Here is an 18,119-nt window from a genome sequence, read left to right on the forward strand (position 1 = left end):
TGCGCGCGACGCAGAAGACGGTGGTGACGGGCGTGGAGATGTTCCGCAAGCTGCTGGACGAGGGCCGGGCGGGCGACAACATCGGCGCGCTGGTCCGTGGCCTCAAGCGCGAGGACATGGAGCGCGGTCAGGTGCTGGCGAAGCCGGGCAGCATCACGCCGCACACGAAGTTCAAGGCGCAGATTTACGTGCTGTCGAAGGAAGAGGGCGGCCGTCACACCCCGTTCTTCAAGGGGTACCGTCCGCAGTTCTACTTCCGCACCACGGACGTGACGGGCACGGTGAAGCTGCCGGACAATGTCGAGATGGTCATGCCGGGCGACAACATCGCCATCGAGGTGGAGCTCATCACCCCGGTCGCGATGGAGAAGGAGCTCCGGTTCGCTGTTCGTGAAGGCGGCCGCACGGTGGGCGCGGGCGTTGTGGCGGAAATCATCGCGTAGTATTCAGCCCACCAGCTCTCCGGAAGGCCTCTTGTGGGTGCTTCCGGGGAGCCGGTGGAAATCCAGTTGCAACCCATGGGGTGTGGTGGTACACACCGCGCCCCTTCGTTCCGAAGAAACGGTTCTCTGAAATCCAGGCGTTGACGGGCGTACCGCCTCACGGTTCCCAGAGGTCGTTCAAAGAGGTTCTTGCGAATGGCGACACAGAAGATCCGCATCCGGCTGAAGGCGTACGACTCGAAGCTCCTGGACCAGAGTGCTGGGGAGATCGTCGAGACGGCCAAGCGCACGGGCGCCAAGGTGGCCGGTCCGATCCCCCTGCCGACGCGCATCAACAAGTTCACCGTGTTGCGTTCGCCGCACGTGGACAAGAAGAGCCGCGAGCAGTTTGAGATCCGCACGCACAAGCGCCTGCTCGATATCCTCGAGCCGACCCAGCAGACGCTGGACGCGCTGATGAAGCTGGATCTGTCTGCCGGCGTTGACGTCGAGATCAAGTCCTAGGAAGCGGGATGGCGTCGGAGTGGTTTCACTCTGACCCCCGAGGAAAGTGCCATGGCGAAGTTTGACGTAGTCGACCTGGATTTGAAGAAGGTGTCGGAGATCGAGCTCTCCGACGAGATCTTCGGCGCCGAGCCGAACACCCACCTGTTCTACGAGGTGGCGAAGATGCAGCAGATCAACCGGCGCCGCGGCACGGTCGGGGTGAAGAACACCTCGCTCGTCAGCGGCGGCGGCAAGAAGCCCTGGAAGCAGAAGGGCACCGGCCGTGCCCGCCAGGGCTCGATCCGCGCTTCCCACTGGGTGGGCGGCGGCAAGGCGATGGCCCCCAAGGCCCGTGACTACTTCTACCGGCCGCCCCGCAAGGTCCGTCGCGGTGCCCTGCGCGCCGTGCTGTCTCTGCGCGCCCGGGAGAAGCAGCTCATCATCCTGGACGGCTTCAAGCTGGACGCCCCGAAGTCCAAGCAGGCCTTCGAGGTGCTCACCCGCCGCCTGAAGCTCCAGAACGCGCTGATCATCGACGAGCGCGGCAACACGAACCTGCACCGCAGCGTGCGCAACCTGGCGAAGTTCGACGTGCTGCCGCCCGAGGGTCTCAACCTCGAGTCCGTGCTCAAGCACTCGCACGTCGTCCTGACTTCCGCCGCCGCGAAGGCGCTTGAGGGGTCCCTGTCATGAATCTGAACGACGTCATCAAGGGCCCGCTCATCACGGAGAAGCTGGACAAGGCCCGTGAGAAGTTCCGCCAGTACTCGTTCATCGTGGACCGCAAGGCCACGAAGCACGACGTGTCCCGCGCGGTCCAGTCCCTGTTCAAGGTCACGGTGGAGGCTGTTCGCACCAACATCGTGCGTGGCAAGACGAAGCGGGTGGGCAAGAGCATCGGCCAGCGCCCCAACTTCAAGAAGGCGGTCGTCACCCTCAAGGAAGGTGACAAGATCGAACTCTTCGAAGGGGGAGCGGTCTGACGCCACTGGCGACAGATCCGCCTGAGAGGAACACACCATGGGCATCAAGAAGTACAAGCCGACAAGCGCCGCCCGCCGTCTGATGACGGTGTCCGACTTCGCGGACATCACCAAGGACTCGCCGGAGAAGGCCCTTACCGAGCCGCTCAAGCGTTCGGGTGGCCGCAACGTTCACGGCCACATCACCCGTCGTCACCAAGGTGGCGGTCACAAGCGTCGCTACCGCACCATCGACTTCAAGCGTCGTGACAAGGACGGCGTGCCGGCCAAGGTGGTCGCGGTTGAGTACGACCCGAACCGCACGGCCAACATCGCCCTCCTGCACTACGCGGACGGCGACAAGCGCTACATCCTGGCCCCCGTGGGCTTGGCCGTGGGCGACACCGTGTTCGCCGGTTCCACCGCCGACATCCGGCCGGGCAACAGCCTGCCGCTGCAGAACATCCCGGTGGGTACGGTCATCCACAACGTGGAGCTGAAGCCGGGCCGTGGCGCCCAGGTCATCCGCTCCGCGGGCACCTCCGGCCAGCTGATGGCCAAGGAAGACCGTTACGCTCAGGTCCGCATGCCTTCCGGCGCTGTGCGCAAGGTGCTCATCGAGTGCCGTGCCACCGTCGGCCAGGTGGGCAACATCGAGCACGAAATCATTCGCATCGGTAAGGCGGGTAAGAGCCGCTGGCTGGGCATTCGTCCCACCGTCCGCGGTCTGGCCATGAACCCTGTCGACCACCCGCACGGTGGTGGTGAGGGTAAGTCCGGCCAGGGTAATCCGCACCCGGTGTCTCCGTGGGGCAAGAAGACCAAGGGCCTCACCACGCGCACCAACAAGCGCACCGACAAGTTCATCGTGAGCGGCCGCCGCCAGGGCGCGCGCAGCCAGTAAGAGGATTTGAAACATGGCTCGTTCGATCAAGAAGGGTCCGTTCGTCGACGATCACCTCCTCAAGAAGATCGAGGGGATGATTGCGGCGAACAAGAAGGCGGTCGTCAAGACCTGGTCCCGGCGCTCCACGATTCTCCCTGAGTTCGTGGGTCACACCTTCGCCGTGCACAACGGCAAGAAGTTCATTCCGGTGTTCGTGACGGAGAACATGGTGGGCCACAAGCTCGGCGAGTTCGCTCCTACGCGCACCTTCGGCGGGCACTCGGCGGAGAAGAAGGTCGCCAAGGCCCCGGGCAAGTAGCCCGTACCTACGCCTGAGAGCCTGAGGAGATGACCATGGAGTCGACTGCACATCTGCGTCACCTGCGCATGAGCCCGCGCAAGCTGTCCCTCGTCGCGGCGCTCATCCGGGGCAAGCCCGTCGAGGCCGCCCTGAACATCCTGAAGTTCACCCCGCGCGCTGCTGCGCGGCCGGTGGAGAAGCTCATCAAGAGCGCCGTTGCCAACGCGACGGACCTGTCCAAGGGCCAGGTCGACGTGGATACCCTCTACGTCAAGACCATCTCCGTGGACCAGGCCGCGACCCAGCGTCGGTTCATGCCGCGCGCCATGGGGCGCGCGACGCCCATCCAGAAGAAGTCTGCCCACGTCCACGTCGTGCTGGCCGAGGCCAAGAAGTAGGACCCGTCGGGCCCTGCCCGGACGCACCAAGGAGATTCAGTTTGGGACAGAAAGTACATCCGATTGGGTTCCGGCTCGGCGTCATCAAGACCTGGGACTCCAAGTGGTTTGAGCACAAGAACTACGCTCAGTGGCTCCACGAAGACATCCGCATCCGCGAGTTCGTCAAGAAGTCGCTGAACCACGCGGGCGTGTCGAAGGTGGAGATTGAGCGCGCCGCCAACAAGGTGAAGGTCAACGTCCACACCGCGCGTCCGGGCATCGTCATCGGCAAGCGTGGTGCTGGCATCGAGACCGTCAAGAAGGACCTCCAGCAGTTCACCAAGAACGAGGTCTTCCTGAACATCGTCGAGGTCCGCAAGGCCGAGACCGACGCGCAGCTCGTGGCGGAGAACATCGCCACGCAGCTCGAGCGCCGCATCGCCTTCCGCCGCGCCATGAAGAAGGCGCTGCAGACCGCGATGAAGTTCGGGGCCAAGGGCATCCGCGTGGCCTGCTCTGGCCGCCTGGGTGGCGCCGAGATGGCCCGCTACGAGTGGTACCGCGAGGGCCGCGTGCCCCTGCACACCCTCCGTGCGGACATCGACTTCGGCTTCGCCGAGGCCAAGACGACCTACGGCAAGATTGGCTGCAAGGTCTGGATCTGCAAGGGCGAGGTCCTCCCCGGCAAGGGCGGCCAGGCCCCCATGCCCACCAACCGGTAAGACGCCCCTGTGGGGCGGGCCCTAAGAAGCCCGCCCTGCACGGAAGGCACGAAGGACATCGACCATGCTTCAGCCTGCTCGAACCAAATACCGCAAGATGCAGAAGGGCCGCATGTTCGGCTCGGCCCACCGCGGCAGCGATCTCACCTACGGTGAGTTCGGCCTGGTGAGCCTCCAGCCGGGCTGGATCACCTCGCGCCAGATCGAGGCGGCCCGTATCGCGATGACCCGCCACGTGAAGCGCGGCGGCAAGATCTGGATCCGGATCTTCCCGGACAAGCCCATCACGAAGAAGCCCGCCGAAACCCGTATGGGTACCGGTAAGGGCGGCGTGGAGTACTACGTCGCGGTCGTCAAGCCGGGACGCGTGCTCTACGAGATGGAGGGCATGACGCAGGAGATCGCCACCGGTGCGCTGAAGCTGGCGCAGGCGAAGCTGCCGGTGCTCACCAAGATCGTGCGCCGCAGCGAGCTCTCGCTGTAGTCACGCACCGCCGGGACGGGCGCTCCACCTGGTGACAGGGGAGGGCGCCCGCATCCCGCGCCGAGGAGACCAAATGGCGACTGCGAAGGAATTGAAGGAACTGTCGACGGACGACCTGCAGAACCGCGCGAAGGAACTGCGCGATACGCTGGTCCAGGATCGGCTCAAGCGTCGGACCGGCTCGCTGGACAGCCCCGCTGAGGGCGTGCAGCACCGCCGTGATCTGGCCCGCATCCTCACCGTCCTGGGCGAAAAGGCCCGGGCCGCGAAGGCGGGGTAGTAGTAGCAGTGCATCCGCGGGCATCCGGGCTCACCCGGGTGTCCGTGGCCATCCGGGCAGAGGGCCCGGGTGCATGACAGACAGTGAGAACCAACATGGCTGAAGCGACCGAAACGCCCGCTGCCGAGACCTCCACCCGGGGTCGTCCCAAGACCCGCGTGGGCATCGTCACCTCCAACAAGATGCAGAAGACGGTGGTCGTCACCGTCCAGCGTCGTGCTCCCCACCCGAAGTACGGGAAGATCATGAGCCTGCGCGAGAAGTACAAGGCGCACGTCGAGGATCACGACTACCCGAAGAAGGTCACCATCAACGAGGGTGACCGGGTGCGCATCGCCGAGACCAAGCCCGCTTCGAAGGACAAGCGTTGGCGCGTGGTCGAGGTGTTGGAGAAGAGCAAGAACGTCTAGGTAGGTCACACCGCGTCCGTGCGCCATGAAGCGCGTGGACGGGTTCGAGCAAGAGGAGACTTCACATGATTCAGATGCAGAGTGTGCTCGATGTGGCCGACAACTCGGGCGCCAAGAAGGTGTTTTGCATCAAGGTTCTCGGCGGCTCCAAGCGCAAGTACGCCTCCATCGGCGACGTCATCGTCGTGTCGATCCGCGAGGCCCTGCCCAACTCCAAGGTGAAGAAGGGTGACGTGGCCAAGGCCGTCATCGTCCGCACCCGTCGCGAGGTGGGTCGTGCGGATGGCAGCTACATCAAGTTCGACGGCAACTCGGCGGTCCTCATCAACAAGGACCTGGAGCCCATCGGGACGCGCATCTTTGGGCCGGTGGCCCGTGAGCTGCGTGCCCGCAAGTTCATGAAGATCATCTCGCTGGCGCCCGAGGTCCTCTAAGAGGACGCAGGCCTGACGGCGAACAGCCAGAGTGAGGAAGCCATGCAGAAGCTGAAAGTCGGTGACACCATCCAGGTCATCTCCGGGTCTGAGCGCTCGGAGAAGACGCCGGCGACGAAGCGCGGCAAGGTGCTGAAGGTTGACCGGGAGGCGGGCCGCGTGACGGTCGAGGGCCTGCGCCTGGTCAAGCGCCACATGCGCAAGACGCCGCAGAGCCCCGAGGGCGGCATCATCGAGAAGCCGGGCACCATCGCGCTCTCGAACGTCCAGGTGGTCTGCGCCAAGTGTGACAAGCCGACCCGCGTCGGCATCCGCAAGGAGGGGGAGTCCTCCAAGCGGTTCTGCAAGCAGTGTGACGCCCTGATTGACTAGGGGGCGGTGTTCGGGCATGTATGCGCGCCCCTTGCCCCACCTAGTGGTGGGGCAGGCGGGCGTGCACGTCCAGGGAGCTGAAATGGTTGAGCTCTCCGGGTGTTTCCACGTTCTAGACGCAGGACTGATCGGACGCGCTGGGTCCATGACGGCGCCCCGAAGCAGGGGAATGAAAGATGGCTGACGAGAAGAAGGCCGACTCGAAGGAAAAGAAGAGCAAGAAGCGCGGCAAAGAAGAAGCCAAGAAGGTCGGCTTCGCCGCGAACATCGAGGAGGGCCTGAAGGCCCGCTCGGCGCGACTCAAGGACCGCTTCCGCGCGGAAGGCGTTCCTGCGCTGATGAAGGAACTGGGGCTCGGAAACCCCATGGAAGTGCCGCGGCTGGAGAAGATCGTCGTCAACATGGGTCTGGGCGAGGCGCTCGCCAACAACAAGATCCTGGAGTCGGCGGTGGACCAGTTGGCTGCCATCACCGGTCAGAAGCCGGTCGTGACGCGTGCGCGCAAGTCCATCGCGAACTTCAAGCTGCGCCAGGGCCAGGCCATCGGTGCCGCCGTCACGCTGCGCGGCGACCGCATGTTCGAGTTCATGGACCGCCTCATCACCGTTGCGCTGCCTCGCGTGCGTGACTTCAAGGGCGTGTCCCCCAAGGCCTTTGACGGGAAGGGTAACTACACGCTCGGCGTGCGTGAGCAGATCATCTTCCCGGAAATCAACTACGATCAGATCGAAAAGGTGAAGGGGCTCAACATCAGCTTCGTCACCACCGCCCGGAACGACGAGCAGGGCCTCGCGCTGATGCGTCACTTCGGCATGCCGTTCCGTCAGTAACCGAGCCCAGGACTCCCATCGATCATGGCCAAGCTCTCCAAGATTGCCCAGGCAAAGCGCAAGCTGAAGTTCCCCGTGCGTCAGTACAACCGCTGCGGTCTCTGCGGTCGTCCTCGCGCCTTCCTGCGCAAGTTCAAGATGTGCCGTATCTGCCTGCGTCACCGCGCCCTGCGTGGTGAGATTACCGGCGTCACCAAGTCGTCCTGGTAGGCGTCGGATCCGGAGCACCGTCCCTGTCCTGAAGAGGGCAGGGCGGTACCCGATTGAAGTGGAAGAGAAGTAGCGGTCGTCGCGAACCCCCGGGATGGGCCCGGCAGGCGCGGTGGTCGCGAACGCGGTGTGTCCCAAGGGGACCGCTGCTTTGCTTGAAGGTGCTTCATGCCGGTCAATGATCCCGTCGGCGACATGCTGACCCGCCTGCGCAACGCCTCGCGTGCGCGGCACGACAAGGTCGTCATCCCCCACTCGAAGCTCAAGGTGGAGATCGTCAAGGTCCTCAAGGACGAGGGCTACATCGGGGATTTCGCCATCCACGAGGTCGCGCCCCAGAACGAGATCACCGTCCAGTTGAAGTACGGCCCGGACCGCAGCCCGGCCATCACCGGCATTCGCCGCGTGTCGAAGCCCGGCCTGCGTCGCTACGTCGCGGTGCGCGACATCCAGCCGGTGCTCGGCGGCATGGGCATCTCCATCCTCTCCACCTCGCGCGGCATCCTGGTGGACACCGAGGCCCGGAAGCAGAAGGTCGGCGGCGAGCTGCTCTGCACGGTCTACTAGCCAGGAGCCTGGGTGAGGCGCCCCGTGAGGAGCGCGCCCCGGGCGACGACAGCACGAGGCAATCATGAGTCGGATTGGAAAACTGGCGATCAAGCTTGGTGACAAGACGAAGGTCAATGTCGCCAACCAGCAGGTCAACTTCGAAGGCCCCAAGGGCAAGCTGTCCGTCAAGCTCCCCGCCAAGGTGAAGGTGGAGGTCAAGGACGGCCAGGTGACGGTGCAGCGCGAGGATGACTCGCGTGAGGCCCGCAGCCTGCACGGCCTGACGCGGACCATCCTCGCCAATGCGGCGAAGGGCGTGTCCGCAGGCTTCGAGCGGCGTCTGGACATCCGCGGCGTTGGTTTCCGCGCGGAAGTGAAGGGCAAGGCCATTCACTTCTCGCTCGGTTACTCCCACCCGGTGGTGTTCAACCTGCCGGAGGGCGTGACGGCGGAAGTCGACAAGACCTCCCGTACCGAGGACAGCCTTCCCACGGTAGGGCTGACGCTCCGCTCGGCGGACAAGGAAGCCCTGGGCGCCACGGCGGTGAATATCCGCTCGCTGCGTCCGCCGGAGCCCTACAAGGGCAAGGGCATCAAGTACGCCGAGGAGCGCATCCGTCGCAAGGAGGGCAAGACCGGTACGACCTAGTCGTCGCCGCGTCTTCGCCGAGCATTCAACCCCGCCGGGCCTTGAGGTCTGGCGGAATCATCCGGCGGCGGAAGGCCGCATCGCCGCCGGACGGAAAAGGAAGCAGCCATGTCCAAGACTGTCGAGCAGCGCCTCAAGAGGAAGAACCGCATCCGCAAGAAGCTCTCCGGAACCACGGAGCGTCCGCGGCTGTCGGTCTACAAGAGCCTCAAGCACATCTACGCGCAGGTGGTGGACGACTCCACCGGCCGCACGCTGGCGTTCGCGTCGTCCCTGTCCAAGGAGCTGAAGGGCAAGGACGAGGGCGACAAGAAGGCCGACGCGAAGCGCGTGGGCTCCCTCATCGCGGAGAAGTGCAAGGCCGCCAACGTCGATGCGGTGGTGTTCGACCGCAACGGCTTCCCTTACCATGGGCGCATCGCTGCCGTGGCTGACGCCGCGCGCGAGGCCGGCCTGAAGTTCTAGGTACCAGAAAGGAATTCCTCAAGTGGCAACTCCGATCAATCCGAACGATCTGGACCTGACCGACCGCGTGGTGAACATCAACCGCGTGGCCAAGGTGGTGAAGGGTGGCCGCCGGTTCTCGTTCGCCGCGCTTGTCGTGGTGGGCGATGGCAACGGGCACGTGGGCGTGGGCCTGGGCAAGGCCAACGAAGTCCCCGAGGCCATCCGCAAGGGCGGCGAAAACGCGAAGAAGAACCTGTTCCGCGTTCCTCGCATGGGCCACACCATCCCGCACGAGATCCTGGGGCACTTCGGTGCCGGCTGGGTGCTCCTGAAACCGGCCTCCGAAGGTACGGGCGTCATCGCCGGTGGCGCGGTGCGCGCGGTGCTGGAGGCGGCGGGCATCCGCAACATCCTGACCAAGAGCCAGGGTTCGCGGAATCCGCACAACGTGCTGAAGGCCACGGTTGCGGGCCTGAAGCTGCTGCGTAGCGCGGAGCAGGTCGCGCGGCTGCGTGGCAAGGACGTCGAGACCCAGAAGCTCGCGGGCGAGGCGAGGGGCTAGTCATGGCGCTCAAGGTTAAGCTGACGAAGAGCTTCTCGGGGTCTTCCGAGGACATGCTGGCCACCATCAAGGGCCTCGGTCTGAAGAAGTTCGGCGACGAGCGACTGTTGAAGGACACCCCGGCGGTGCGCGGCATGGTGTTCAAGGTGAAGCACCTGGTCTCCCTGGAGACGGTCAGCCAGGAGGCCCCGGCGCCCAAGCGCCGCAAGCCCCGGAAGATTGTCGCCCGGGACCGCGCCCTGGAGCGCCTGGCCGCCAAGGCCAAGGCCTGAGAACTGAGGATCCAACATGAGCATCCTGACCAATCTGAAGCGCCCTGAGGGCTCCTGGCACCGCAAGAAGCGCGTGGGCCGTGGCCAGGGTAGCGGCCTGGGCAAGACGGCCGGCCGCGGTGGCAAGGGCCAGAAGGCCCGCTCCGGCAACATGCGGTTCGAGGGCTTCGAAGGTGGCCAGAGCCCGCTGCAGCGCCGCCTGCCGAAGTTCGGCTTCAACCCGCCCAACCGCACCACCTACGCGGTGGTGAACCTGGGCGACTTGGAGCACACGTTCGACGCTGGCGCCACGGTGGACGAGGCCGCGCTGAAGCAGGCGGGCCTGGTCAAGGGCCGTTATGATGGCGTGAAGGTCCTGGCTCACGGCGAGCTCGCCAAGAAGCTCACCGTGAAGGTGAACAAGGTGTCCGCGGCAGCTCGCGAGAACATCGAGAAGGCGGGCGGCTCCGTCGAGGAGCTCCCCCTGGTGGCGCACAAGCCGGAGTCGGCCGCCAAGGCCCACGCCGGCAAGGGCGTCAAGGCTCCTCGCCAGCCTCGGGCGTAGGCGTGACCGGCGCGCATCACGCTGTTGTGGTGCGCGCCCCCAGCCTTGTGTAGGCTTCCGCGCCCCTTTCCGGAACCGGAGAGGGGCGTTTGTTGTTGCTGGCAGAACCTCTTGAAGAGGATGGCATTACCGTGGCCCTGAACGCCTTCGCCAACGTCTTCCGCATCGCGGAGCTGCGCAGCCGGCTTGCGTACACGCTCGTGCTGCTGTCCGTCTACCGGATCGGCATCTTCATCAACACGCCGGGCGTGGACCGCTCGGCGATGAACGCGTTCATGGACGCCCAGAAGCAATCGGGCGGCCTCGTGTCGCTGTTCAACCTCTTCTCCGGCGGCGCGCTGGAGCAGATGTCCATCTTCGGTCTGGGCATCATGCCGTACGTGAGCGCCTCCATCATCATCCAGCTCCTGGCTGTGGTGGTGCCCAGCCTTGAGCGCCTGCAGAAGGAAGGCGCGGCAGGCCGCCAGAAGATCAACCAGTACACGCGCTACGGCAGCATCGCGCTGTCCATCGTGCAGGGCGTGGGCATCTCGCGGTGGCTGGCCTCGCTGGGCCGCTCCGACGCGGGGCAGGGCGGCTTCAACCAGGTGGTGGTGCCCAACGACAACCTCTGGTTCACCTTCATGACGGTGGTGAGCCTCACGGCGGGCACGGCCTTCATCATGTGGCTGGGCGAGCGCATCACCGAGCGCGGCATCGGCAACGGCATCTCGCTCATCATCTTCGCGGGCATCGTGGCGCGCGTGCTGCCCGGAGCGAAGACGCTGCTGGACCTGACGACGCAGGAAGTGGTGAACGTGGCCGCGGTGCTGGGCCTGCTCTTCTTCATGCTCCTCATCATCGGCGTGGTGGTCTACGTGGAGCGGGGCATGCGGCGGGTGCCCATCCAGTACGCCAAGCGCATGGCGGGCCGTCGCATGTTCGCGGGCCAGGCCACGTACTTCCCCATGAAGGTGAACGCCTCGGGCGTGATTCCCCCCATCTTCGCGGGCGCGGTGCTGTCCTTCCCGGCGACGCTGGGTGCGTGGTTCCCCTTCCTGCAGGGCTTCCAGCGCAGCATCGAGGGCAACCTCTGGGTCTACAACGGCCTGTTCGTGCTGCTGGTGGTGTTCTTCTCCTACTTCTACACGGCGCTCACCTTCCGGCCGGATGACGTGGCGGACAACATCAAGAAGCAGGGTGGCTACATCCCCGGCATCCGCCCGGGCCGTCAGACGGCGGAGTTCATCGAGCGCACGCTCAACCGCCTCACGTTCGGTGGCGCCATCTACCTGGCCATCATCTGCGTGATTCCGTCCGTCATCAGCAGCGTGCTCGGGGTTCGGTTCACCTTCGGCGGCACGGCGCTCCTCATCGTTGTGGGCGTGGCGCTGGACACGGTGCAGCAGATCGAGGGCCACCTCATCAGCCGCAACTACGAAGGCTTCGCGGGTCCGCGCGGTCCGCGCATCCGCGGCCGGGTTCGCGTGGCGGCCTGACAGCGGTCGGTTGTGTTCCGGGCGCCTCTCCCCAATGGTGGGGAGGGGCGTCTCGTCGTTCAAGGGTGGACGTAGGTACAAAGGAGCGACATGAACCTCATCCTCTTGGGGCCGCCGAACGCCGGGAAGGGAACCCAGGCGAAGAAGCTCTACGCGGACTTCCAGATCCCGCAGATCTCCACCGGCGACATCCTCCGCAAGGCCGTGAAGGATGGCACGCCGCTGGGCAAGGTGGCCGGGCCGCTGATGGCCGCTGGGCAGTACGTCCCGGACGATGTCGTCATCGGCATCGTGGAGGAGCGGCTGAAGGAGTCGGACGTGGCCCAGGGCTTCGTGCTCGACGGCTTTCCCCGCACCCCGGGACAGGCGGACGCGCTGGACCGGATGCTGGAGCGGTTGGGCAAGCAGCTGAACGCGGTCGTGTCGCTCGAGGTCCCTCACTCGACGCTGGTCGAGCGTGGCTCCGGCCGGCGCGTGTGCCCCAATGACGGGTCCGTCTTCCACGTCACCCAGAGCCCGCCGAAGCGCGCGGGCCTGTGCGACAAGTGCAGCACGGAGCTCGTGCAGCGTCCGGATGACACTCCAGAGGTCATCGAGAAGCGCCTGCAGAAGTACGACGCGGAGACCTCCCCTCTGAAGAACTTCTACGCGAAGAAGGGGCTGCTCAAGAGCGTGGACGGCGTCGGGTCTCCAGAGGGCATCTACGAGGAGATCAAGAAGGCCGCTGGCCGTCCTGCCTGAGCCTTGGGCAGCCAGCGAGGCATAGGCAGGGCCGGTCCGGACTGCCGCCCCTCCGGTCACGGGTTCCCGACAGAGCAGCAGGCCGGTAGGGAAAGGGGCGAATGAACCCCGTGGAGATCAAAAGCCTGGATGAGATCGCCCTGATGCGGGAAGCGGGGCGGATCGTCTGTGAGATCCTGGACGAATTGGAGAAGGCGGTGGCTCCCGGTGTCTCCACCTGGGAGTTGGATGCCCTGGCGGAGCAGCTCATCGCCAAGAAGGGCGCCCGGCCGGCGTTCAAGGGCTACCATGGCTTCCCGGGTGTCCTCTGCGCCTCCGTGAACCAGGAGGTCGTCCACGGCATCCCCAACCGGAAGCGGCGGCTGGTTGCGGGGGACCTGATGAAGTTGGACTTCGGGGTGGTCTACCGCGGCTTCTTCGGGGACTCGGCGCGGACGGTGCCGGTGGGGAAGGTGACGCCACAGGCCCAGTCCCTGGTGGACGCCACCCGACAGTCCCTGGAGAAGGCCATCCAGGTGATGCGGCCGGGCAACCGGATTGGTGACATTGGTCATGCGGTGCAGAGCCACGTGGAGGCGCGGGGGTTCTCCGTGGTCCGGGACTTCACGGGGCACGGGATTGGCCGGAAGCTGCACGAGCCGCCGCAGGTGCCCAACTACGGGCAGGCGGGATCAGGGATGAAGCTGCGGCCAGGCATGGTCCTGGCGGTGGAGCCGATGGTGAACCAGGGGACTCCCGACGTGGAGGTCCTGGAGGACGAGTGGACGGCCGTCACCGTGGACGGCAAGTTGTCCGCCCACTTCGAGCACACCATCCTGATCTCAGAGCGGGGGCCGGAAGTGCTGACCCGGCTTCGATGAGGGCCCCCTGCCCCAGGGTGAAATAGGGTGATGTCAGAAGGTGTTGATAGAGGTCCAGATTTCAGATCGCGCGGCGCTTGCTACTTACGGACCAAAGTGTTATCCCGCCGCGCTTCCAGAAGGTTCGTGGTCCGGGAAGAAGGTTGACGCTTGCCGAAGGATGATTCCATCGAAGTCGAGGGGACCGTTATGGAGCCCCTACCGAACGCGATGTTCCGCGTGGTGCTGGACAACGGCCACAAGGTGCTCGCGCACATCTCGGGCAAGATGCGGATGCATTTCATCCGCATTCTCCCGGGCGACAAGGTGAAGGTCGAGTTGTCGCCGTATGACCTGACCCGTGGACGGATCACGTACCGGGCCAAGTAATTCGCGCCGGCCGCCTGTGCGGACCGGCTGTTGTGCTTTTCTCCGCTGAAGGAAGGAAGTTCGCTCCATGAAGGTTCGGGCGTCCGTCAAGAAGATCTGCGACAAGTGCAAGGTTGTTCGCCGCAAGGGCATCGTGCGCGTCATTTGCGCCTCCAACCCCCGGCACAAGCAGCGCCAGGGCTAAGAGTCCTTAAGGGACTCTTGCCTCAGACCAACTCCACAACGAAGGAAGACCGAAGATGGCTCGTATCGCCGGCATCGATCTGCCGCCCAACAAGCGTGCGGTGATCTCGCTTCAGTACATCTACGGGATCGGTAACAAGACCGCGCACGACATCATCGAGGCGGCGGGCATCGATCTCACCACCCGGACCAAGGACCTCACCGAGGACCAGGCTCGAAAGATCCGAGAGATCATCGAGGCCAACTACAAGGTCGAGGGTGACCTCCGGCGCGAGGTGACCATGAACATCAAGCGGCTGATGGACCTAGGTTGCTACCGGGGTCTGCGTCACCGCAAGGGTCTTCCGGTCCGCGGCCAGCGCACCCACACCAACGCGCGCACCCGCAAGGGTCCCAAGCGCGGCATCGTTCGCGCGAAGCCGTCCGCTCCGGCCCGCTAAACCCTCTGGCGCCCGCTGCCTCGCTTCGTGTGAGGCGCGGGCGTTGATCACCTACTCCCAGGAGCAGCGATTCACATGGCTGACGAGATCAATACCGCCGCCGCGCCGGCCGGTGCCGAGGGTGGCGAGACCCCTGCGGCGAAGAAGAGCAAGCGCAAGGGCAAGAAGAACATCCTCAACGGCGTGGTCCACATCCAGTCCACGTTCAACAACACCATCATCACGATCACGGACGTGTCCGGGAACGTGATCTCCTGGTCGTCGGCCGGGGCGCGCGGCTTCAAGGGCAGCCGCAAGTCCACGCCGTTCGCGGCGCAGGTGGCCGCTGGCGACGCCGCGGCGAAGGCGATGGAGCACGGCCTGAAGACCGTGACGGTGTTCGTGAAGGGTCCGGGCGCGGGCCGTGAGTCGGCACTGCGCGCGCTGGCCGCCGCCGGCCTGAAGATCAGCCTCATCCGCGACGTGACGCCCATTCCGCACAACGGCTGCCGTCAGCCCAAGCGCCGCCGCGTCTAATTACCGCTTCGGGCCGGGGACCCGCCTCGCGGCGGGCCCGGCTCCAGACCATCTGCAAGGAGAGTTTCCGTGGCTCGTTATACCGCGAGCGCCTGCCGTATCTGCCGGCGCGAGAACCTGAAGATGTACCTCAAGGGCGACCGTTGCTACACGGACAAGTGCGCCATTGAGCGCCGCCCCTATCCCCCCGGTCAGCACGGCCAGGGCCGCGTGAAGTTCTCCGGCTACGGCGTGCAGCTGCGCGAGAAGCAGAAGGTCAAGCGCATGTACGGCCTGCTCGAGAACCAGTTCCGCGGGTACTACCACCGCGCGTCCGCGGCCAAGGGCAAGACGGGTGAGAACCTGCTGCAGCAGCTGGAACTCCGCCTGGACAACGTGGTGTTCCGCATGGGCTTCGCGGACACGCGCAACGAGGCGCGCCAGCTGGTGCGTCACGGTCACTTCCAGGTCAACGGCCGCCGGGTGAACATCCCGTCGTTCTCCGTGAAGCCGGGCAGCGCCGTGGAAGTGGTGGAGAAGAGCCGCAAGGTGCTCCGCATCTCCGAGGCGCTGGAGACGGTGGACCGCCGTGGCGTTCCCCAGTGGATTGACCTGGACAAGAAGTCGTTCAAGGGCACGGTCAAGACGGTCCCGAACCGCGAGGACCTGACCATGCCCATCCAGGAGCAGCTCATCGTCGAACTGTACTCGAAGTAAGCAGGGGTGCAGGGCCCGCTTCGGTGGGCCCCTCCCGCGGTGGACGCCCTGGCCGACGAGGCCGGGGCGTTGTCGCTTTGTCGCCTGTCGTTTCGTCGCCTGGAGGCCGCGTTCTGCGCGCGCCGGGCGAGGTTGTTAGCAGTCCCCCCGCGTGCCCGTCCTCCCGTCAATCTGGCGGGGAAGTGGGTGATGGCGCACGACCAGAGGAGCCGTCCCCATGGCCGACACGTTTGTTGCGAAGAACTGGCGCGACCTCATCAAGCCGCGCCGCATGGAAGTGGACCAGGACTCGCTGAGCCCCACGTACGGCAAGTTCGTGGCGGAGCCGCTGGAGCGCGGCTTCGGGACGACGCTGGGCAACTCGCTGCGGCGGGTGCTGCTGTCGTCGCTGCAGGGCGCGGCCATCACCTCCGTGAAGATTGAGGGCGTGGACCACGAGTTCACGACCATCCCCGAGGTGGCCGAGGACGTCACGGACGTCGTGTTGAATCTGAAGGAGGTCCTCCTCCGGATGCACACGAACGAGACGAAGACGCTGCGCATCGAGGTGGAAGGCCCCAAGGAAGTGAAGGCGGGCGACCTCATCGCGGACCAGGACGTCGAAATCCTGAACCCGGGTCACCACATCTGCACCGTGTCCGAGGGTGGCAAGGTGCGCATGGAGCTGATGTGCCGCCGCGGCCGTGGCTACGTGCCGGCGTCCACGAACAAGGTGGCGGGCGCGCCCATCGGGACCATCCCCATCGACTCGCTCTTCTCGCCCATCCGCAAGGTGAACTACCAGGTCACCAACGCGCGCGTCGGTCAGGTCACGGACTTCGACAAGCTGTCGCTCGAGGTCTGGACGGACGGCTCCGTGGTGCCGCAGGACGCGGTGGCGTACGCGGCGAAGATCATCAAGGAGCAGCTCACGGTGTTCGTGAACTTCGACGAGACCGAGGAGCCGGTCGTCGCCGAGGCGCCGAAGGAAGAGGCCAAGCTCAACGAGAACCTGTTCCGCTCGGTGGACGAGCTGGAGCTGTCGGTGCGTTCGGCCAACTGCCTGCAGCAGGCGAACATCAAGTCCATCGGTGACCTGGTCCAGCGCACCGAGGCGGAGATGCTCAAGACGAAGAACTTCGGCCGCAAGTCTCTGAAGGAGATCAAGGAGATCCTCGCGGAGATGGGTCTGTCCCTGGGCATGAAGCTGGAGAACTGGCCGCCGAAGAACGCGCCGGCTCCCGCGGCTCCCAAGGCCTGAAGCGTCGTTGTTTCCTGAAGCACCTGCCTTGGCTTCCCACCGACACGGCTTCACGGTGGCGCGAAGGCAGGGGGCCCTGGTACACAGGGCCCGATTCAACGGCGGCCCCCGGTGTCGGGGCCGTCCTTCCCACCCGGTACCTGATACGGCCGGAGTGGTGGGGTTCTCAAGACGAGGCCCCGGAGCACGCGCATGCGCCACAAGGTCGGACAAAGGAAGCTGCACCGCACCACGAGCCACCGTCTCGCGATGCTGAACAACATGGTCACGTCCCTGCTGGAGCACGGGGCCATCCGCACCACCGTTCCCAAGGCGAAGGAAGTCCGTCCGCTGGCCGAGCGCATCATCACGCTCGCCAAGCGTGGTGGCCTGTCCAACGTGCGCCTTGCTGCCCGCACCGTGAAGGACCGCACGGTCCTCCAGAAGGTGTTCAGCGAGTACAAGGAGCGTTACGCCTCCCGTCCGGGTGGCTACACCCGCATCGTGCGCCTGGGCTTCCGCCGGGGCGACGCCGCGGAGATGGCCCTCATCGAGCTGGTGGATCGTCCCGCGAAGGCCCCGGCCGCCGCTGAGACGACCGAGGCTCCCGCCGAGGCGAAGACCGAGGGTTGAGCCGTTCCCCGCCGCCCGGGTCTCACGTGAGTGAGGCCTGGACGGGCTGAAGAAGCACCGAGGGCGCCTTCCTGCTTCAGGAGGGCGCCCTTCGTGTTTCCGGCGTCTGGAGGGGCGCCCGGGGCGGGCTACTTCTTCGGCGCGAGGAGGCGCTGCCACTCTTCCTGGAGGGAAGGCGTGAGGTCGGCCTTGTCGTCCGCGCTCTTCATCGTCAGCGCCTGGAAGCGCAGGTCCGCGGGCGCGGCGCCGCCGGTCTTCCCCAGGAGCTGCTTGGGCGTGATGGTGACGAAGTTGCCGGGCTGCACTTCCGCCACCACCGCCTTGTACTCGTTGTTCACGGTGATGATGACGTCGCGCCAGACGTCCTTGCTCTCGTTCCAGATGGTGACGGAGGGCCGGTCCAACTTGTCGCTGAGCACCAGGCGCGCGTCCATGTCACCCGTGTCCAGGGATCTGCCCGGGCACGCGATGCCGAAGCTGGCGACGGACAGGATGAGCCAGCCCGCGACGATGCCGGCCTTGTACTTGAAGAAGCGGTTGCTCGCGCGGAAGTCCGCGAACTGCTCCTTCAGGATGGAGAAGGCGTTGAGGACGACGTTGGACGTCTCCGCGGCGACGCGCTTGCCCAGGGGGCCTTCCGGCTTCGGCTTCTCCAGCGGGGCCATGCGGGCGGCGCTCACGGCGCGCATGCCGGGGCTGGTGGCCGCACGGGGCTGGGTGCCGGGATTGGACGGCGTCCGGGGCGGCGGGGTGCTGGGAGG

General features: G+C 65.6%; 32 protein-coding genes. 31 read left to right on the forward strand and 1 reads right to left on the reverse strand.

Annotated elements, in window-relative coordinates; all coding sequences use genetic code 11:
• From D7X99_RS17400 to rplQ, 31 genes are all read left to right on the forward strand, one after another.
• The coding region (locus D7X99_RS17400) for an EF-Tu/IF-2/RF-3 family GTPase (protein WP_249347450.1) at positions 1–443 on the forward strand (443 nt) is incomplete at its 5' end.
• A gap of 195 nt (positions 444–638) precedes the next feature.
• On the forward strand, positions 639–947 hold the full coding sequence (rpsJ, locus tag D7X99_RS17405) for a 30S ribosomal protein S10 (protein WP_002633608.1): 309 nt from the start codon (positions 639–641) through the stop codon (positions 945–947).
• Positions 948–998: 51 nt separating this feature from the next.
• On the forward strand, positions 999–1,622 hold the full coding sequence (gene rplD / locus D7X99_RS17410) for a 50S ribosomal protein L4 (protein ID WP_120574790.1): 624 nt from the start codon (positions 999–1,001) through the stop codon (positions 1,620–1,622).
• The gene (locus D7X99_RS17415) at positions 1,619–1,912 is read left to right on the forward strand and encodes a 50S ribosomal protein L23 (protein WP_120574789.1); all 294 of its coding nucleotides are present in this window, start codon (positions 1,619–1,621) and stop codon (positions 1,910–1,912) included. The genes rplD and D7X99_RS17415 overlap by 4 nt, the downstream gene beginning before the upstream one ends.
• Before the next feature lie 37 nt (positions 1,913–1,949).
• Entirely contained in the window at positions 1,950–2,795 is an 846-nt protein-coding gene (rplB, locus tag D7X99_RS17420) for a 50S ribosomal protein L2 (RefSeq protein ID WP_120574788.1), read from the forward strand.
• 13 nt (positions 2,796–2,808) lie between these two features.
• Positions 2,809–3,096: a 30S ribosomal protein S19 gene (rpsS, locus tag D7X99_RS17425; RefSeq protein WP_014395864.1), complete on the forward strand. Its 288-nt coding sequence runs from the start codon at positions 2,809–2,811 to the stop codon at positions 3,094–3,096.
• A 35-nt stretch (positions 3,097–3,131) separates the two neighbouring features.
• Positions 3,132–3,476: a 50S ribosomal protein L22 gene (gene rplV, locus D7X99_RS17430; protein WP_014395865.1), complete on the forward strand. Its 345-nt coding sequence runs from the start codon at positions 3,132–3,134 to the stop codon at positions 3,474–3,476.
• Positions 3,477–3,517: 41 nt separating this feature from the next.
• Positions 3,518–4,180 carry a 30S ribosomal protein S3 gene (gene rpsC, locus D7X99_RS17435; RefSeq protein WP_120523546.1) on the forward strand — a complete coding sequence of 221 codons (663 nt, stop codon included), beginning with the start codon at positions 3,518–3,520 and terminating at the stop codon, positions 4,178–4,180.
• 64 nt (positions 4,181–4,244) lie between these two features.
• Positions 4,245–4,664, forward strand: a complete 420-nt coding sequence (gene rplP, locus D7X99_RS17440; RefSeq protein ID WP_014395867.1) for a 50S ribosomal protein L16 — start codon at positions 4,245–4,247, stop codon at positions 4,662–4,664.
• A gap of 73 nt (positions 4,665–4,737) precedes the next feature.
• The gene (gene rpmC / locus D7X99_RS17445) at positions 4,738–4,944 is read left to right on the forward strand and encodes a 50S ribosomal protein L29 (RefSeq protein WP_014395868.1); all 207 of its coding nucleotides are present in this window, start codon (positions 4,738–4,740) and stop codon (positions 4,942–4,944) included.
• Between the two features lie 83 nt (positions 4,945–5,027).
• Complete coding sequence (rpsQ, locus tag D7X99_RS17450; RefSeq protein WP_169821648.1) at positions 5,028–5,354, forward strand: 30S ribosomal protein S17; 327 nt, start codon at positions 5,028–5,030, stop codon at positions 5,352–5,354.
• 65 nt (positions 5,355–5,419) lie between these two features.
• Positions 5,420–5,788, forward strand: a complete 369-nt coding sequence (gene rplN / locus D7X99_RS17455; RefSeq protein WP_014395870.1) for a 50S ribosomal protein L14 — start codon at positions 5,420–5,422, stop codon at positions 5,786–5,788.
• A 42-nt stretch (positions 5,789–5,830) separates the two neighbouring features.
• On the forward strand, positions 5,831–6,160 hold the full coding sequence (rplX, locus tag D7X99_RS17460; RefSeq protein WP_120523543.1) for a 50S ribosomal protein L24: 330 nt from the start codon (positions 5,831–5,833) through the stop codon (positions 6,158–6,160).
• 176 nt (positions 6,161–6,336) lie between these two features.
• Positions 6,337–6,990 carry a 50S ribosomal protein L5 gene (rplE, locus tag D7X99_RS17465; RefSeq protein ID WP_014395872.1) on the forward strand — a complete coding sequence of 218 codons (654 nt, stop codon included), beginning with the start codon at positions 6,337–6,339 and terminating at the stop codon, positions 6,988–6,990.
• A gap of 24 nt (positions 6,991–7,014) precedes the next feature.
• The gene (locus tag D7X99_RS17470; RefSeq protein ID WP_014395873.1) at positions 7,015–7,200 is read left to right on the forward strand and encodes a type Z 30S ribosomal protein S14; all 186 of its coding nucleotides are present in this window, start codon (positions 7,015–7,017) and stop codon (positions 7,198–7,200) included.
• A 168-nt stretch (positions 7,201–7,368) separates the two neighbouring features.
• Entirely contained in the window at positions 7,369–7,767 is a 399-nt protein-coding gene (gene rpsH / locus D7X99_RS17475) for a 30S ribosomal protein S8 (protein WP_120552131.1), read from the forward strand.
• Between the two features lie 64 nt (positions 7,768–7,831).
• Complete coding sequence (gene rplF, locus D7X99_RS17480) at positions 7,832–8,398, forward strand: 50S ribosomal protein L6 (protein ID WP_120574786.1); 567 nt, start codon at positions 7,832–7,834, stop codon at positions 8,396–8,398.
• Between the two features lie 108 nt (positions 8,399–8,506).
• The gene (gene rplR, locus D7X99_RS17485) at positions 8,507–8,863 is read left to right on the forward strand and encodes a 50S ribosomal protein L18 (RefSeq protein WP_120567151.1); all 357 of its coding nucleotides are present in this window, start codon (positions 8,507–8,509) and stop codon (positions 8,861–8,863) included.
• Between the two features lie 22 nt (positions 8,864–8,885).
• On the forward strand, positions 8,886–9,407 hold the full coding sequence (rpsE, locus tag D7X99_RS17490; protein WP_014395877.1) for a 30S ribosomal protein S5: 522 nt from the start codon (positions 8,886–8,888) through the stop codon (positions 9,405–9,407).
• Positions 9,408–9,409: 2 nt separating this feature from the next.
• Entirely contained in the window at positions 9,410–9,679 is a 270-nt protein-coding gene (gene rpmD, locus D7X99_RS17495) for a 50S ribosomal protein L30 (protein WP_120532358.1), read from the forward strand.
• A 16-nt stretch (positions 9,680–9,695) separates the two neighbouring features.
• The gene (rplO, locus tag D7X99_RS17500; RefSeq protein ID WP_014395879.1) at positions 9,696–10,223 is read left to right on the forward strand and encodes a 50S ribosomal protein L15; all 528 of its coding nucleotides are present in this window, start codon (positions 9,696–9,698) and stop codon (positions 10,221–10,223) included.
• A 131-nt stretch (positions 10,224–10,354) separates the two neighbouring features.
• Positions 10,355–11,701 carry a preprotein translocase subunit SecY gene (gene secY, locus D7X99_RS17505; RefSeq protein ID WP_121778770.1) on the forward strand — a complete coding sequence of 449 codons (1,347 nt, stop codon included), beginning with the start codon at positions 10,355–10,357 and terminating at the stop codon, positions 11,699–11,701.
• Positions 11,702–11,791: 90 nt separating this feature from the next.
• The gene (locus D7X99_RS17510) at positions 11,792–12,442 is read left to right on the forward strand and encodes an adenylate kinase (RefSeq protein WP_121778771.1); all 651 of its coding nucleotides are present in this window, start codon (positions 11,792–11,794) and stop codon (positions 12,440–12,442) included.
• A 101-nt stretch (positions 12,443–12,543) separates the two neighbouring features.
• Complete coding sequence (gene map, locus D7X99_RS17515; RefSeq protein ID WP_121778772.1) at positions 12,544–13,302, forward strand: type I methionyl aminopeptidase; 759 nt, start codon at positions 12,544–12,546, stop codon at positions 13,300–13,302.
• A 150-nt stretch (positions 13,303–13,452) separates the two neighbouring features.
• Positions 13,453–13,671 carry a translation initiation factor IF-1 gene (gene infA / locus D7X99_RS17520; protein WP_002614803.1) on the forward strand — a complete coding sequence of 73 codons (219 nt, stop codon included), beginning with the start codon at positions 13,453–13,455 and terminating at the stop codon, positions 13,669–13,671.
• A gap of 67 nt (positions 13,672–13,738) precedes the next feature.
• Positions 13,739–13,855: a 50S ribosomal protein L36 gene (rpmJ, locus tag D7X99_RS17525; RefSeq protein ID WP_002633586.1), complete on the forward strand. Its 117-nt coding sequence runs from the start codon at positions 13,739–13,741 to the stop codon at positions 13,853–13,855.
• 55 nt (positions 13,856–13,910) lie between these two features.
• A complete protein-coding gene (gene rpsM / locus D7X99_RS17530; protein ID WP_120621643.1) occupies positions 13,911–14,294 on the forward strand; it encodes a 30S ribosomal protein S13 in 384 nt (127 codons plus the stop codon).
• A gap of 75 nt (positions 14,295–14,369) precedes the next feature.
• On the forward strand, positions 14,370–14,810 hold the full coding sequence (rpsK, locus tag D7X99_RS17535) for a 30S ribosomal protein S11 (protein WP_014395884.1): 441 nt from the start codon (positions 14,370–14,372) through the stop codon (positions 14,808–14,810).
• A gap of 69 nt (positions 14,811–14,879) precedes the next feature.
• Positions 14,880–15,506, forward strand: a complete 627-nt coding sequence (gene rpsD, locus D7X99_RS17540) for a 30S ribosomal protein S4 (RefSeq protein WP_120574782.1) — start codon at positions 14,880–14,882, stop codon at positions 15,504–15,506.
• A gap of 217 nt (positions 15,507–15,723) precedes the next feature.
• Positions 15,724–16,746 (forward strand): DNA-directed RNA polymerase subunit alpha, encoded by a 1,023-nt coding sequence (locus D7X99_RS17545; protein ID WP_120574781.1) that lies wholly within the window; start codon positions 15,724–15,726, stop codon positions 16,744–16,746.
• 192 nt (positions 16,747–16,938) lie between these two features.
• Entirely contained in the window at positions 16,939–17,358 is a 420-nt protein-coding gene (rplQ, locus tag D7X99_RS17550) for a 50S ribosomal protein L17 (RefSeq protein ID WP_120567144.1), read from the forward strand.
• A gap of 128 nt (positions 17,359–17,486) precedes the next feature.
• On the opposite strand, the gene D7X99_RS17555 is transcribed toward rplQ, so the two are convergent.
• Positions 17,487–18,047: a hypothetical protein gene (locus D7X99_RS17555; protein WP_169831930.1), complete on the reverse strand. Its 561-nt coding sequence runs from the start codon at positions 18,045–18,047 to the stop codon at positions 17,487–17,489.
• Between the last annotated feature and the right edge of the window lie 72 nt (positions 18,048–18,119).

It is taken from the genome of Corallococcus sp. AB032C (genome assembly GCF_003668935.1).
In the GTDB taxonomy this organism is placed as follows: Bacteria; Myxococcota; Myxococcia; order Myxococcales; family Myxococcaceae; genus Corallococcus; species Corallococcus exiguus.

Excerpts from the sequence above, each read along its gene's own strand:
- rpsJ (WP_002633608.1), top strand. The coding sequence starts at position 639 with ATGGCGACACAGAAGATCCGCATCCGGCTGAAGGCGTACGACTCGAAG.
- rplD (WP_120574790.1), top strand. The coding sequence starts at position 999 with ATGGCGAAGTTTGACGTAGTCGACCTGGATTTGAAGAAGGTGTCGGAG.
- D7X99_RS17415 (WP_120574789.1), top strand. The coding sequence starts at position 1,619 with ATGAATCTGAACGACGTCATCAAGGGCCCGCTCATCACGGAGAAGCTG.
- rplB (WP_120574788.1), top strand. The coding sequence starts at position 1,950 with ATGGGCATCAAGAAGTACAAGCCGACAAGCGCCGCCCGCCGTCTGATG.
- rpsS (WP_014395864.1), top strand. The coding sequence starts at position 2,809 with ATGGCTCGTTCGATCAAGAAGGGTCCGTTCGTCGACGATCACCTCCTC.
- rplV (WP_014395865.1), top strand. The coding sequence starts at position 3,132 with ATGGAGTCGACTGCACATCTGCGTCACCTGCGCATGAGCCCGCGCAAG.
- rplP (WP_014395867.1), top strand. The coding sequence starts at position 4,245 with ATGCTTCAGCCTGCTCGAACCAAATACCGCAAGATGCAGAAGGGCCGC.
- rpmC (WP_014395868.1), top strand. The coding sequence starts at position 4,738 with ATGGCGACTGCGAAGGAATTGAAGGAACTGTCGACGGACGACCTGCAG.
- rplN (WP_014395870.1), top strand. The coding sequence starts at position 5,420 with ATGATTCAGATGCAGAGTGTGCTCGATGTGGCCGACAACTCGGGCGCC.
- rplX (WP_120523543.1), top strand. The coding sequence starts at position 5,831 with ATGCAGAAGCTGAAAGTCGGTGACACCATCCAGGTCATCTCCGGGTCT.
- rplE (WP_014395872.1), top strand. The coding sequence starts at position 6,337 with ATGGCTGACGAGAAGAAGGCCGACTCGAAGGAAAAGAAGAGCAAGAAG.
- D7X99_RS17470 (WP_014395873.1), top strand. The coding sequence starts at position 7,015 with ATGGCCAAGCTCTCCAAGATTGCCCAGGCAAAGCGCAAGCTGAAGTTC.
- rpsH (WP_120552131.1), top strand. The coding sequence starts at position 7,369 with ATGCCGGTCAATGATCCCGTCGGCGACATGCTGACCCGCCTGCGCAAC.
- rplF (WP_120574786.1), top strand. The coding sequence starts at position 7,832 with ATGAGTCGGATTGGAAAACTGGCGATCAAGCTTGGTGACAAGACGAAG.
- rplR (WP_120567151.1), top strand. The coding sequence starts at position 8,507 with ATGTCCAAGACTGTCGAGCAGCGCCTCAAGAGGAAGAACCGCATCCGC.
- rpmD (WP_120532358.1), top strand. The coding sequence starts at position 9,410 with ATGGCGCTCAAGGTTAAGCTGACGAAGAGCTTCTCGGGGTCTTCCGAG.
- rplO (WP_014395879.1), top strand. The coding sequence starts at position 9,696 with ATGAGCATCCTGACCAATCTGAAGCGCCCTGAGGGCTCCTGGCACCGC.
- D7X99_RS17510 (WP_121778771.1), top strand. The coding sequence starts at position 11,792 with ATGAACCTCATCCTCTTGGGGCCGCCGAACGCCGGGAAGGGAACCCAG.
- map (WP_121778772.1), top strand. The coding sequence starts at position 12,544 with ATGAACCCCGTGGAGATCAAAAGCCTGGATGAGATCGCCCTGATGCGG.
- rpmJ (WP_002633586.1), top strand. The coding sequence starts at position 13,739 with ATGAAGGTTCGGGCGTCCGTCAAGAAGATCTGCGACAAGTGCAAGGTT.
- rpsM (WP_120621643.1), top strand. The coding sequence starts at position 13,911 with ATGGCTCGTATCGCCGGCATCGATCTGCCGCCCAACAAGCGTGCGGTG.
- rpsK (WP_014395884.1), top strand. The coding sequence starts at position 14,370 with ATGGCTGACGAGATCAATACCGCCGCCGCGCCGGCCGGTGCCGAGGGT.
- D7X99_RS17545 (WP_120574781.1), top strand. The coding sequence starts at position 15,724 with ATGGCCGACACGTTTGTTGCGAAGAACTGGCGCGACCTCATCAAGCCG.
- rplQ (WP_120567144.1), top strand. The coding sequence starts at position 16,939 with ATGCGCCACAAGGTCGGACAAAGGAAGCTGCACCGCACCACGAGCCAC.
- D7X99_RS17555 (WP_169831930.1), bottom strand. The coding sequence starts at position 18,047 with ATGCGCGCCGTGAGCGCCGCCCGCATGGCCCCGCTGGAGAAGCCGAAG.